This is a genomic window from Bacillus sp. DHT2, from assembly GCF_026241455.1.
Classification (GTDB): domain Bacteria; phylum Bacillota; class Bacilli; order Bacillales; family Bacillaceae_G; genus Bacillus_A; species Bacillus_A pseudomycoides.
Genome location: NZ_JAPHWH010000004.1, coordinates 178,675 through 192,248, shown reverse-complemented (window position 1 = coordinate 192,248; position 13,574 = coordinate 178,675). Strand labels below are relative to the sequence as shown.

Below are 13,574 nucleotides of genomic sequence, written 5' to 3'. Positions count from 1 at the left end.
GCTTGAGTCTTACTGTCCACAAATAGCGGGATAAAGAAAAAGACTATCGAAATCGATAGTCTTTAATCATCGCTACGCTGCATCCCTGTATAAACTAATACTAGACGAAGCAATTCAAATACCGCTACTGCCGCCGCTGCAACATATGTTAAAGCTGCTGCATTTAATACTTTACGTGCTTGCCCATATTCGTCTGTTGATACAATTCCAAGTGCTTCAATTTGCTGCATTGCGCGTTTTGAAGCATCAAACTCAACCGGCAATGTAACGAGCTGGAAAACTACACCTGCTGCCATTAAAATAATCCCTAGTAACAATAGCTTTGTCATCGATGCAAATATACCAATCATAATGAACACCCATGACATGTTCGATCCGAAGCTTGCAACTGGAACTAAAGAATGACGAAAACGCATAAACTTATAATCTTTCGCATCTTGAATCGCATGCCCTACTTCATGAGCTGCTACAGCTGTTCCAGCAACTGAATGACCATAATAGTTATCAGTTGACAAGCGAACCGTTTTGGCTGTTGGGTCATAGTGGTCTGACAAATGCCCTGGTGTTTCTTCTACAGCTACGTTATACAAACCATTTTCATCTAAAATTTTTCGAGCTACTTCCGCTCCTGTCATACCCGATGTTGAATACACCTGTGAATATTTGCTATAAGCACTGCGTACTTTTGACTGTGCATACAACGGTATGATCATAATGATCGCGAAATAAACTAAATAAAAAGCCATTATGAACCTCCATTGAAGTCGTAATTATAGTACTATCCATTCTATTTTCTTCTTTATATATTGTCAATAAAGAAACCTTACAATCCTTGTCTATATTAGTGATCTTATCGATTTTTAGAATGTATCCCACTGGTACGCTTCGCTTTCTCTCCCTTATATTTTCTCCAACCGACGTACGTTAATGTAAAGAAAATAAGTCCACCTGTAATTGTCATAAACCATATGAGAGAAGAGTCCACTTCATCTTTCTTTGCTGTTTGAAATATTTTTTGTAAATCTCCTTTTATAATCCCTACTTGCATTTGTCCACTTTTATTTTTTAACATCACATTACGGAATTCATCCAAATACGATAAATGCGCATTTACACGCTGTGATTGATTTTCCGGCAATGCAATCATTAAACTTGGATAAATCACATCAAATTCATGCAAAAATGTATTTAATGATTGTTGGAATCGTTCATCATCTTCTGTTTGAAGTGCCTTTTCAACTTTAGCAAAAGCCCCCATAACACGTCCTTCTCGTTCTATCCAAAGCGGTTGATACTTAGATACTTCCGCATCTACCACCAATTGTAGTGCCAATACATCATCTATTTTTATTTGCTGATCTAAACTTTCTTCCTCAAGCGATCGCTGTGCCCTGTCATACGCTAAAGAGATTACCCGAAAATGCATGGGTGTTAGTTTATTTTCCTTTTCATTCTCCCGCAATACAAATTGTTCTGAAAAATGTTGCAATACTTGCGTTGCTTTCTTATATTCTTCTTGTTTTACAAGTTGCAAGGAATCATCTAATAGCCCCGTTAACTCATTCCATTTTTCAGCGTATATACGTACTGGAAACAATATAATCAGAAATGCTATCATTCCAATTAAGACTCTCTTCATTCCGGTCCCCCCTATAACTACTAGTACAAAATATGTTAAGGTGGACAAGAATAGAACAGAACGAAACCGAAAAATATTTTATGAATAAAGATTTTCCATTGAAGACTTCCGCTTTTTTAATAAATATCTATACATACAATAACAAAAAGCACTCCCACATAAAATCAATATTAAAATTACACATGCTGCATGCATAAAAAACTGTTCTGGTAGCATTAAAATAATAGGATCTGTTTCACTATCAAATTGCCAATAATCATTGCTAAAAAGAAGTTTATGGAATAGTACAAAACTCTTTTCAAAATTAATTGCAATAGGCAAAGTAAGCGCAATCGGAAATATAATGGTCAAAATTGCGCCATGTAATAAAAACTTCATCTTTCGTTTACGCAATAAATACCCCCCGCCCAATAAAGCAATACTGAGCGCCATACACATCCCGTATTGAATCTTCACTAAAATATTTTTCACATCAACAAAATGAATTCTTCCACTTGTTGACATATCTAGTGTAGGCAATTGTAATGATTCATGATAAAAAGGAGAAAGGTATGTCATCAGTACATCATAGTTCTTCTTAATTTCTGATTCTGTCATATTTGCTAAATCTGGTATATTTAAAAAATGTATATCTGCATAATATAACCATTTCCCATATACAACAATTGTAGTTGCAATAGCAAAAATAGAAAATGCTATACAGTATGAGACAATAGTAGTTATCAAACGATCGAATATTCTTACACCTATCTTATTTTTATTCATTTTCTTTCTCCAATTCCTCATTTAATTTCATAACGAAAACTGTTTTCGATTTTTTCTCAAACAATAATAGTATGTAATAGCTAATACAACAATACTTAACCAAAATGTAAAGTAACCAATCTGTTCTACAAACAAATGCATAATACCATATCTCGGCATTTGCCAAAACAAATAGTCGATTACATCATTATGTAACGTCCATATACCTGCTACAATAAAATGCCACTTTTTTATACGGTAAAACGGGGCATATAATAAACCTTGTATAGCCATTGCAAAATGAGAAAGCACCAACATATAACTCATAAACTCAAGATTGCCCTTAACCATAAACATAATCCCATTTACAACAACAGCCCAAATACCATATTTCATTAAGGAAACGATTGCTAAAGCTTCTATTAGTCCCCAATTTTTATTACACAAAAAGGCCAGTAATACAAAAACAAAGAAGAAACTTGCAATAGGACTATCGGGAACAAATGGCCAAAATATCAATGAAGTTTCCATCAGTTGATCTCCATACCAAATAAAACCATATACTGTCCCTAAAATGTTAATGATGAACAAAAGTAGTAAAACCGAACGCTGTCTTAATAACGCATACACGTAGACCAATATGTATATACAACACCTTTCAAACAAAGTAACTTTTTTATTCTCTAAAACGCTATGCTTTTATTATAGCAAACTTTGTGTTACAAACAGAAAAGCTGACTACAAATTCGTAGTCAGCTTTCAATTATTTTTTATTATATTTCGTAATAAATTCTGAGAGCTTCTTCAACTCTTCATCTGTGCCCTTAAATACTCCTTTAGGCATCGCACCTTTTCCATCTTTCGCAATCTTTGCAATTTCTTCTGGTTTTAACGTTAAATTCTGCAGCGCTGGCGCCGCTGCACCACCTTGCAAGTTATCACCATGACATGTTAAACATGTATTTTTTTGCATCAATTTATAACCTTCATCATTTTTATCTACTGGTGTCGTTTTCACAATCGCACCTTGTTTTTTTGCAGCTTCCCAGTCATGATGTGCCACAGACTCCCATGTTAAAAAGATGATAGAAGCAATTGCTAAAAGCATGAATCCAGTTGCAACTGGCCGTTTCAATGGACGTCTTTCAGGACCTCGATCGAGAAATGGCGCCAATAGTAATGCTCCAAATGCAATCCCTGGCATAATAAACGCGCCGATTACAGTAAATGAGCCTGATGCATATGAGTACTTTAAAAGCTGATACAGAAATAAGAAATACCAGTCTGGAAGTGGTATATAGCCTGCATCTGTAGGATCCGCCATTCTCTCAAGTGGCGACGGGTGCGCCACCGTTAAACATAAATAACCGATTAAAAAAACCGCACCAACCATCCATTCTTTCAACAAGAAGTTCGGCCAAAACGCTTCTGTTTTCCCTGGATATTCAGAATAATCTTTCGGGATATTCGGTTTACGTGCTACAGGTACTCGTGAATCTCCCACAAACTTCATCCCTTTGCCGCGATGCATAATCTCCCTCCTTCAATTCAGTTTTTCTCCTATTCTTTCAAATTAGCAATCTCTTACTTATAGCGGACCAGAAATACCTTGTTTGCGAATCATGATGAAGTGGAAGGCCATTAAGCCTAGAAGTGCTGCTGGTAAGAAGAAGACGTGAATAGCAAAGAAGCGAGTTAATGTTTGAGCTCCGACAATTTCGGAGTGACCAGCAAGTAATGTTTTAATATAAGGGCCGATAAGCGGTGTTTGCTCCGCAATTTGAATCCCTACTTTTGTTGCAAATAACGCTTTCATATCCCATGGTAATAAATATCCGGTAAAACCAAGACCTAGCATAACAAAGAAAATAAGAACACCGACAATCCAATTTAATTCACGAGGTTTCTTATATGCACCTTGGAAGAAAACCCTAAGTGTATGTAAAAACATCATTACAATTACAAGGCTGGCACCCCAATGGTGCATGCCACGTACAATTTGTCCATACGCAACTTCATTTTGTAAATAATAAACCGATTCCCAAGCATTTTTAATATCCGGTACATAATACATTGTTAAAAACATTCCTGACAAAATTTGAATTACAGTAACAAAAAACGTAAGTCCTCCAAAGCAGTAGACGAATGCAGAAAAGTGATGTGCTGGATTTACATGTTCGGGTACTTCATGGTCGGCAATATCACGCCATATCGGTGTAATATCTAACCGTTCGTCCACCCAATCATAAATTTTATTTAACATCTATTTCGCACCCCCTCTTGGCTTTGCTTTTCCTAAATAAAGCGTTCCATCCTTCACTTTGGATTCATACACATCAAGTGGAGCAAGAGGCGGCGTTCCCTTTATGTTTATGCCATCTTTTGTGTAACGTCCCCCGTGACATGGGCAAAAAAATTGATTAGGATGCGACTTGTCTGAATTCCAGTTAACCGTACACCCTAAATGTTTACACACTGGAGAAAACGCTACAATGTCTCCGCTTTCATCTTTATGCACCCAAGCAGATTTTGGTTCTTCGGACTTGTACCATCCATCAACCTGCTTTACCTTAAAGTCAAAGCGTTTTGGTTCTGTTGTAACCTCTTTAACTTGCGCAACAGCAACCATCTCTCCCCCCGCTTCTTTCCTTAAAACTGGATCAAGTGCAAAGCGCGTCATTGGCATTAAAATTCCAGCTGCCATAAAACCTCCTACACCTGTAAGCGTGTAGTTTAAAAATTGTCTTCTTGACACACGATGTTCTTTCTCGCTCACGAAAATTTCCCCCCTCTATCAGAAATTGTCCCCTCGTGACAAAACAGTATAAAAAAATAAAAACTAGGACACTATCATGATATAATACCCACATGCGCAGGTCAATATCATACTACTCATAATCATAAGAACTATCTGCTTATTTTTTATTTTCCCACTTTTCTGTCAATAATTCCATTATATTTTTTACATGCGCATGAATTACTTCTCTTTTCGCTTGATCACTAAATTCCTCTAGCGACAAAGCAGGTAACCAAAACAAATGACCTGGTAACGTATCTACACCCTCTTTCCATGCAAAGTCACTTGTAACATAAGCAATATGTTTCAATCCTTGCTCCTGCAAATGACTTGTCCAATCTTGTAAACGCCCTTTCTCTTGCTTTTGCTGCTCCGTTAAGTACGTAAACGGCGGTAATAAAAGCACTCTTCCTTTATATTCTCTTTCTAACTCCATGCTTAAAGTTTCAATAAATTCCCCTTGCGCTACAACACTCTTCATTTCTTTTGCTACTGAAATAGAAAGAAGGGGTATAATACCAGTATCCACATACTCTCTAGCTTGTTCAAATTGCTCCGCATCTTTTACAGCCCATTTCATCATAATTCCCTCCTTTGCCCATTATCTCATTCTAAATGACAGAACTTTCACTTTATATCTATTAAACCATACTAAAACAGGTAAAAAAAGAAAAACTACCTATATTAGGTAGTTTTTCTTTAAATAGTTAGAAATTTGTCAAAATTAAAGAAAATTATCATTCCCTACAAACTTTTCAATTCCTCTGTTAACTTACAAAAAGCTTCCTTATCTTGATTGTCCAGCGCTTCATCAATTTGCTTTAAAAGTCGATCTCTTCGAAATGAAAATACACTCTCTTCTAAAAATCGTTCTGCAAGTAAACGATCTTTTTCATTTACTTCAATATGCTTTGGCAAGTACGGATTTTCTTCTAATACTGCTACATAATTTGCATTTTGGAACGATGATTTAAAATTAAGTTGAATATAAATATCCTCATCTCGATTTAAACGAATGTCATGAAATGATTTTTCTGCATCCGTCGTCATAACATTTTGTTTAAAGAAGTGAAACGGTGTATCTTTCACACAATTTGCTGACATCACTAAACCACGAGGGCAATATTTTGCATGTTCTACGAAGTGGACTTTGTGCATTAATTGATCATGACTCATTAAATAATTTAAAATCCATACACATTCACGCTGTTTCAGTTGATAATTGTTTAAAAACCATTTTACAAAATCCTTCTTCTCGTTTACAGAAACAGGGGTATTCATAGCTCTCAGTCCCTCCTCTGTCTTTCTCTTTTCTTATTTAGATTCAAGAAGCAGCATTCACTTTCCTTCCAACTTATGAAAAATCCTCTAAATTATATAGCAATTCTTCGATGTGAATTTGTGTTGGATCCAGTTGTAGTAAGCGTGTAAATACTTCTTTCGCTTCTTTTCGCAACCCTTCTTCTAATAGGAAATAACCGTACTCTTCCAAGAAATCCGGATGATTCTTAAAAGAAGTATATGCACTCTCATAGTGTTTTAATGCATCAGAATACATTTCTAATTGTTTTTTCGCAAATGCCAGATCCCAAAGTAATTGTGTATCTTGTTCTCCACTATCCATTGCATTTTCTACAACAACAATTAGTTCTTCATATTTCTCTTGTTCTTTTAAGATATATGCATATTTTAATATCGCACCTAAATGTCCTGGATCAATCTGTAATGCTTTTTGAAGCAATTCTTCTGCTTCTGCTAATTTCCCTATCTTCGCTGCAATATTTGCAAGTTCTACATAAAGAGGCACAGATAATTCATCAATTTTAATTCCTTCATGAAGTGTTTCATAGCTTTCTTGAAGCATTCCTTCTTTTTCATAACATTTAGCCAAATACATATATAAGGATGCATATTCTGGGTCTAGTTCTTTTAATTCTTTCCAAGCTCCAATCGACCTTTGATACTCTTCACCTTGATAAAGTGTAAATGCATACCCAAATAAAGAATGAATATCTTTTTGTTCTTCTAATCCTTCTTCATAGTACGTAATTGCTTCTTCCCAGTTTCCAATTGCACTTAGCGTTTCAGCTAAGCGAAGGGCAATTACAACACCTCCCATTACTTTGTGATCAGAAAGTAATGACTGGTAATAAGCAATCGCTTTTTGCTCCTCACCTTTACTGCTATAAAGTTCTGCTAGTCCAAAAGTAATAACAGGCTCTTCTGGCATCATTTCTTTTGCTTTTAATAGTTTTTGCTCTGCAACATCATCGAAGCCCTGCATTTGAAATAGATCCGCAACAAGTAGTAAAGATTGAACATACAGTTCATCGTCTTCAGAGATATCATGAAGCACTTCAATTGCCTCATCTTCTTTATCTAAATCAATATATAATTCTGCTAAAAATATTGTAAACTCACTTTCTTCTGGATATAACAAACGTAAATCTTCTGTAATCGCTAACGCTTCATCAATAAATCCAAGCGTATGATAGTAGCGAGCAATATCATACTTCTCTTCATCTGTCCCTTGTTTTACCAATTCTTTTAATTGTGTTAATCCTTTTTCCGCTTCCCCATTTTCAATATAAGAAACAGCCTGTTCAAACTTTTGCATAAATGTCTCCTTTAATTCTTATAATATTCTCTTCTGTTCATTAATCATAAACAACTGTTGCCATGTAAGCAACTCAAAGAAGCAGAAAAGAATCTTCCCAAACTGAAAAGATCCTTTTGCTTCACAGAGATTCTAACTGTTCAAAAAAATTCGGATAGGATACAGCAACTGCATCACCATTTTCAATTTGCATTTCTCCTTCTGCTATACAAGACGCAATTGCAAGCATCATGCCAATGCGATGGTCCCCATGACTATTAACAATATTCCCTTGTAACTTCTGATTCCCATTAATAATCATACCATCTGGTGTCGCTTCAATTTCCGCTCCCAGTTTTCGAAGCTCATCAACAACCGTATTGATGCGATTCGTTTCTTTTACTTTTAACTCCTCTGCATCTTTAATAATTGTTGTTCCTGTCGCCTGTGTCGCCAGTAAAGCAATAATAGGAATTTCATCAATTAACCTTGGAATAAGTGAACCGCCAATTTCAATTCCTTTCAGTTCAGAAGTTTCAATTGTAATATCTCCACATGGTTCAAACTCTTCATTTCGAACATTACGAATTGAAATAAGCGCTCCCATTTCTGATAACACATCCAGAATCCCTGTTCTTGTTGGATTTAAACCAACATTTTTCAATACAAGTTTACTATTTGGTACAATTGCACCCGCTACTAAGAAAAAGGCAGCTGAAGAGACATCACCTGGAACCTCTATTTCCGTTCCTACAAGCGATTGCCCCCCTTGTAAAGAAACAGTTCGCCCTTCTACATTCACTTCACAACCAAATGCACGCAGCATTCTTTCCGTATGATCACGAGATTGTAACGGTTCTGTTACTGATGTCACCCCTTCTCCTTGCAATCCTGCAAGTAAAATAGCTGATTTTACCTGCGCACTTGCTACAGGAGAATGATAGTGTATACCTTTTATGTTTCCTCCACGAATCGACAACGGCGTATATTGTCCATCTTCCCGACCTTCAATTTGTGCATCCATTTCACGAAGAGGGGCTGTAACACGTTTCATAGGACGTTTTCCAATAGATTCATCCCCAATTATAGTACAATGGAAAGGAGCATTCGCTAAAATACCAAGCATGAGACGAATAGTGGTTCCTGAGTTCCCTACATCTAGCACCTCTTTCGGTTCCTGTAATCCAGCTAATCCTTTTCCATATACAATGACATCGTTACCATCTTGCTCAATCATTATTCCTAATTTCCGAAAGCAAGCAATCGTACTTAAACAGTCTTCTCCTAATAAAAAATTTGAAATTTTTGTTGTTCCCTCTGCTATCGCTCCAAACATCACAGCGCGGTGTGAAATAGATTTATCTCCAGGCACAGCAATCGTTCCATTCAAACCATTTTTCCGCCTTATGAGTCTCCTCATTTTTATCACCCCTATTAAAAATAATATATACTTTTGTACACCTATATCATCTATATATATCCATTTTGATTTTCCAACATATAAGTCGCGGCTATAAAAACAAAAGAAGATCCCCACTCATTTTCTCTCTTTGTTTTCACTTGGCATGGGACTGACTGAAAAAAGCTCTGACCGCTTCTATGCACGACCGGATCCTCTCTCCCTCCTAAAAAGAAATGTTTTATGGCGGTTTTCCAATTTGTATGTATATATCTTTATTGTACTGCTTTCCTTCTTCATCGTGCAAATATGTATAGCCTAAAGAAAACGACTCCTATAATGGGAGCCGCGCCTTTTCTTAAGAATATGTTTCTTCTTTCTTTTTTTGCTCTTTCACAAGTTCCGTCAGCAATTCAATAATCTCATCATTCTCTTCTTTTAAACCAACAGTAATACGAATACCATCTGGCAAGCCAAACGCAGCACCTGAACGAACAATATACCCTTTTCTCATTAATCTTTCAAATGCTTCATTACCAGGAATCCCAAGCTTTAAGAATATGAAATTTGTTTGTGATGGATAGTAAAAAACGTCGTACTCCTTACAGAACGTATAATATTGATTTAATCCTTCAGCATTTTGCTTCACGCACTCTTGTAAAAATTCTTGATCTTCTATCGCTACCAAACCAACAGCTTGTGCAACAGCTGATGTATTAAATGGTAATCTTGCTACTTCTAATTGCTGTATGAGTTTTTCATTCCCTACAGCATAACCAATACGAAAAGCAGCTAAGCCATATGCTTTTGAAAATGTACGTAACACCATGAGATTTTCATACTCTTCAAGAAGTGGCAATGTTTGTGGATACTCTTTCGCTCCTGCATATTCATAGTATGCTTCATCCATAATTACGAGTGTTGACTTCGGAACCGCCTCTAAAAATGAAAGTAATTTTTGCTTTTCTACATATGTTCCTGTTGGATTGTTCGGATTACAAATCCATACGATTTGCGTTTGTTCATCAATTTGCTTTAGCATCGTGTCCAAGTCATGAATACCGTCCTTAAGTGGCACTTCACGAACCTCTGCCCCTTCAATTACAGCATGGTGATAGTATTGTGAAAATGTTGGATTTGCCATCACAACATTTGTACCTTTTTCTAATAAAGCGCGACTAACCATTTGAATTACTTCATCCAGACCGCTACCAAATAAAAGTTGCTCTGGTTTCACATGAAGGTGTGCGGCTACTTTTTCACGAAGTTCAAAAGCTGCTCCATCTGGATATAAAGCATATTGTGTGCTTAATGAAGCTAAAGCTTCCGTTACACGTTTTGAACAGCCGAACGGGTTTTCATTAGATGCTAATTTTACAATTTTAGATAATCCATATTCTCTTTTTACTTCTTCAATGTTTTTGCCAGGTACATATGCTTTCAAAGTTAACAATTGCTCTTTTACTCTCATTTTGATTCCCCCTGTCATTTTACTAGATCAGACCGCAGTACAATCGCCTTTTCTACATGCATACACTCTACTTCATGCTGCAACTGTCTTGTCGTGACTGTCATCATCACACGAATACACTTCTGCAAAGCATTCGGTACATCTATTTCTTTTACACACATCACCGGTAATAAGTAAAGCCTTCCAAGTCGCTTCCTGAAAACATGCATTTATGTCAGCTGTTGTAGAAATTAACACCGATACAATATCAGCCGGATAGATTCCACTGTCATTTGCTATTCTCTTCACTAAACGCTCTGTTGCAGTCAATATCTCCTCAGCTTCATTATGTTCGACTGTAATCGCGCCGCGAATTGCGCGAATCAAATAGATTCCTCATCTCTTTGAAATGCTTCTAATGTAGTATGGACAGTCTCATCTGAAATAGATACGACATTCACTACCCCATATTCCTGCATAAGTACCATACGAATTATTCCTGCGTTCGCTTTTTTATCTTGCTTCATCACTTGCACAAGGCGTTCTATATTTAGATTCCTTGGCATATGCGGATAACCATACTGAGAAAACCACCGCTTAATTTCCTTATAACCAAGGTCTACTTTATAAATTTGTTCACTTAAGAATATCGCGAATAACATACCAATTGCTACTCCATCGCCATGAGTAATTTTCCCATACCCCATCTCTTTTTCAAGGGCATGTCCTAATGTATGTCCAAAATTCAAGTGAGCACGCACACCTTTTTCAGTTTCGTCTTGCGCTACAATATTTGCTTTTACAGGAATTGCTCGCTGTAATATATAAATTAATTTTTCATCCCGTACATCTTCTAATGTTTTCACTTCTCGCTTTAACCAATGATATAATTCAACATCACCGATAAAAGCATGTTTAATCGCTTCAGCAAATCCTGAACGCCACTCTTTTTCCGGTAATGAATTTAAAAATGGTGTATGATATAGAACTGCTTCTGGCTGATGAAACGCTCCGATCATATTTTTTCCTAGAGGGTGATTAATGGCAACTTTTCCACCAACTGCGCTGTCATGTGCCAGTAACGTTGTTGGAACTTGAATAAAGCGAATACCGCGCATAAATGTCGCCGCAACAAAACCAGCTAAATCACCGATCATTCCTCCTCCAAGTGCAACAACTAAAGAATGTCGATCCATCCCATTTTCAAGCGCTGACGTATGAGCCGCATAAAAGTTTTCAAATGACTTTTCTTTCTCTCCACTTGGAACAACAAATGAAAAAACATGTTTTTCTACTTGCAATGCATCCATAACTTCTTCTAAATGAAATGATGCGACAGATTCATCAGAAATGACCATTACATTAGAAACAGTCGGTTCCATATTTCGAACAAGCGCTGTCAAATGTGACAACGCATCTTTTCCTACATATACATCATACTCTTTAGACTGCGTCTGAATATGTATTTTCTCCATTAAAATTCCCTCGCATATTCATTATGTTTCTTAATATTTTCACGAATACAATCCATACGATCTGCTCCAAATTGTTCCACTAAAGCTACTGCTAGTTCCCATGCAACAACTGCTTCCGCCACAACACTAGCTGCTGGTACAGCACAACTATCAGAACGTTCAATGCTCGCTGAAAAAGATTCTTTCGTATCAATATCAACACTTTGAAGCGGCTTATATAGCGTTGGAATGGGCTTCATGACGCCGCGTACGACAACCGGCATACCTGTTGTCATGCCACCTTCTAATCCACCAGCATGATTTGTTCGTCTCGTATACCCTTTTTCTTGATCCCAAAGAATTTCATCGTGCACTTGACTTCCTGGCTTATGTGCCGCTTCAAATCCAATGCCAATTTCCACACCTTTAAAAGCATTTATACTCATTACTGCCGCTGCTAATTTCGCATCGAGTTTTCGGTCATAATGCACATAACTCCCTACTCCAATTGGCATTCCCTCTACAATCACTTCAACAATTCCACCAATAGAATCTCCACTTGTTTTTGCATCATCAATTGCCTGCATCATCTTTTTAGATGCTTCCTCATCTAAGCAACGAACCGGGGATGCTTCTGTAATTTCTTGTAGTTGTTCTATTGAGTCATATGTAAGCTTTTCTGCCTGCACACCGCCAATTTCAATTACATGTCCAGCAACCTTTACACCTAACTCTGCTAAAAGTCTTTTCGCAACAGCTCCTGCTGCAACTCGAACTGTTGTTTCACGTGCTGAAGAGCGTTCAAGTACATTTCTCATATCACGGTGTCCATATTTAATTGCACCATTTAAATCAGCATGACCAGGTCTCGGTCTTGTAATTTGTCTTTTCATTTCTTTTGCTTCTTGTTCAGTTAACGGATCTACTCCCATAATCTTTGTCCAATGGGTAAAATCTCGATTTTCGACAACGAGTGCAATTGGAGACCCAAGCGTAAGTCCATGTCTAACACCACTGACAATTTGTGCTTGATCTTTTTCAATCTGCATACGTCTGCCACGTCCATAACCTTTCTGCCTTCTTGCTAATTCTTCATTTATATCATCTGCTACTAAAGATAACCCTGCTGGAATACCTTCTAAAATTGTCGTAAGCTGCGAACCATGAGATTCACCCGCTGTGATGTATCGCATCGGATATTCCCCTTTTCTTGTAATTATTTTATCCCACATTAATGATAGGATGAGGACTTGACCGCTTCTACGCATGAGCGGATGCTCTCTCCCACCTAAAAAGAAAGGTTTTATGTCGTCTTTCAAGTTGTATGTATATAGTGAAGATATAGGATTGCCCTATTTTCTACTATATAACTCCATTTTGTTTTTTCAACATATAACTCGTTGCTATGAAAAACTAAAGGTGACCCGCACTCGTTTTCTCGCTTTGTTTTCACTTGGCATGGAGCACAAAGAGGGGCTGACCGCTTCTACGCATG

General features: G+C 37.0%; 15 protein-coding genes and 1 pseudogene. All 16 read right to left on the bottom strand.

Translation table 11 applies throughout. The annotated features are described in order from the left end of the window. Positions 1-62: 62 nt before the first annotated feature. Positions 63-746, bottom strand: a complete 684-nt coding sequence (locus ORL93_RS12235; RefSeq protein WP_018764284.1) for a zinc metallopeptidase — start codon at positions 744-746, stop codon at positions 63-65. 104 nt (positions 747-850) lie between these two features. Next, positions 851-1,639 (bottom strand): sporulation protein YpjB, encoded by a 789-nt coding sequence (gene ypjB / locus ORL93_RS12230; protein ID WP_040119339.1) that lies wholly within the window; start codon positions 1,637-1,639, stop codon positions 851-853. 78 nt (positions 1,640-1,717) lie between these two features. After that, positions 1,718-2,404 carry a lipoprotein intramolecular transacylase Lit gene (lit, locus tag ORL93_RS12225; protein WP_018764282.1) on the bottom strand — a complete coding sequence of 229 codons (687 nt, stop codon included), beginning with the start codon at positions 2,402-2,404 and terminating at the stop codon, positions 1,718-1,720. Between the two features lie 27 nt (positions 2,405-2,431). Further along, positions 2,432-3,022, bottom strand: coding sequence for a lipoprotein heptaprenylglyceryl N-acetyltransferase LhaT (gene lhaT / locus ORL93_RS12220; protein ID WP_040119338.1), 591 nt, complete (start codon positions 3,020-3,022; stop codon positions 2,432-2,434). 124 nt (positions 3,023-3,146) lie between these two features. Beyond that, the gene (gene qcrC / locus ORL93_RS12215; protein ID WP_003206500.1) at positions 3,147-3,914 is read right to left on the bottom strand and encodes a menaquinol-cytochrome c reductase cytochrome b/c subunit; all 768 of its coding nucleotides are present in this window, start codon (positions 3,912-3,914) and stop codon (positions 3,147-3,149) included. A gap of 57 nt (positions 3,915-3,971) precedes the next feature. After that, the gene (gene qcrB / locus ORL93_RS12210) at positions 3,972-4,646 is read right to left on the bottom strand and encodes a menaquinol-cytochrome c reductase cytochrome b subunit (protein WP_000932700.1); all 675 of its coding nucleotides are present in this window, start codon (positions 4,644-4,646) and stop codon (positions 3,972-3,974) included. Beyond that, complete coding sequence (qcrA, locus tag ORL93_RS12205) at positions 4,647-5,159, bottom strand: menaquinol-cytochrome c reductase iron-sulfur subunit (protein WP_040119337.1); 513 nt, start codon at positions 5,157-5,159, stop codon at positions 4,647-4,649. Between the two features lie 139 nt (positions 5,160-5,298). Further along, the gene (locus tag ORL93_RS12200) at positions 5,299-5,760 is read right to left on the bottom strand and encodes a YpiF family protein (RefSeq protein ID WP_018764280.1); all 462 of its coding nucleotides are present in this window, start codon (positions 5,758-5,760) and stop codon (positions 5,299-5,301) included. Positions 5,761-5,924: 164 nt separating this feature from the next. Next, positions 5,925-6,461, bottom strand: coding sequence for a ReoY family proteolytic degradation factor (locus tag ORL93_RS12195; protein ID WP_003206504.1), 537 nt, complete (start codon positions 6,459-6,461; stop codon positions 5,925-5,927). 73 nt (positions 6,462-6,534) lie between these two features. Beyond that, positions 6,535-7,797 (bottom strand): tetratricopeptide repeat protein, encoded by a 1,263-nt coding sequence (locus ORL93_RS12190; protein WP_040119336.1) that lies wholly within the window; start codon positions 7,795-7,797, stop codon positions 6,535-6,537. A gap of 121 nt (positions 7,798-7,918) precedes the next feature. Beyond that, positions 7,919-9,202, bottom strand: coding sequence for a 3-phosphoshikimate 1-carboxyvinyltransferase (gene aroA / locus ORL93_RS12185; protein ID WP_040119658.1), 1,284 nt, complete (start codon positions 9,200-9,202; stop codon positions 7,919-7,921). A gap of 331 nt (positions 9,203-9,533) precedes the next feature. Beyond that, positions 9,534-10,646 carry a histidinol-phosphate transaminase gene (gene hisC / locus ORL93_RS12180; RefSeq protein WP_018780985.1) on the bottom strand — a complete coding sequence of 371 codons (1,113 nt, stop codon included), beginning with the start codon at positions 10,644-10,646 and terminating at the stop codon, positions 9,534-9,536. A gap of 14 nt (positions 10,647-10,660) precedes the next feature. Continuing rightward, positions 10,661-10,771: pseudogene (locus ORL93_RS31270) on the bottom strand (chorismate mutase); the annotation flags it as partial. Next, positions 10,719-11,012, bottom strand: a complete 294-nt coding sequence (locus ORL93_RS12175) for a chorismate mutase (protein ID WP_040119335.1) — start codon at positions 11,010-11,012, stop codon at positions 10,719-10,721. The pseudogene ORL93_RS31270 and the gene ORL93_RS12175, both read right to left, overlap by 53 nt. Continuing rightward, on the bottom strand, positions 11,009-12,100 hold the full coding sequence (gene aroB / locus ORL93_RS12170) for a 3-dehydroquinate synthase (protein WP_003206512.1): 1,092 nt from the start codon (positions 12,098-12,100) through the stop codon (positions 11,009-11,011). Before aroB ends, ORL93_RS12175 begins: the two co-directional genes overlap by 4 nt. After that, positions 12,100-13,272, bottom strand: coding sequence for a chorismate synthase (gene aroC, locus ORL93_RS12165; RefSeq protein WP_018780987.1), 1,173 nt, complete (start codon positions 13,270-13,272; stop codon positions 12,100-12,102). Before aroC ends, aroB begins: the two co-directional genes overlap by 1 nt. Positions 13,273-13,574 lie beyond the last annotated feature (302 nt).